The sequence below is a fragment of the Pseudoalteromonas sp. HM-SA03 genome, from assembly GCF_002289345.1.
In the GTDB taxonomy this organism is placed as follows: domain Bacteria; phylum Pseudomonadota; class Gammaproteobacteria; order Enterobacterales; family Alteromonadaceae; genus Pseudoalteromonas.
On record NZ_NSDG01000131.1, the window covers coordinates 1 to 213 of the forward strand.

1 protein-coding gene is annotated in these 213 nt (G+C 49.3%); it reads right to left on the minus strand.

Translation table 11 applies throughout. From position 1 onward, the window contains the following. Positions 1-33: 33 nt before the first annotated feature. Positions 34-213 (minus strand): hypothetical protein (locus CKO50_RS24150; RefSeq protein WP_176474738.1); only part of this gene is annotated, 180 nt, incomplete at its 5' end.

The window sequence follows — 213 nt, forward strand, 5'->3', positions numbered from 1 at the left end:
GGTGCAAGTAAACAGACTCATTGTGCCAGCAGATCATGACAGCGCCCTGAGCAGTGCAGCCAACCACAGGGCATCTGTGTTTGATGGCAACAACACCGTATTCTGACCATGCTTGAGCTGTAACAACTCAGGCAGAGAAACGGACTCAGATGCAGCAGGCTTAGCGGCAATAAAAGATGACTCAGGTGGTTTTTTAGTGCGAAGTTTACTTCG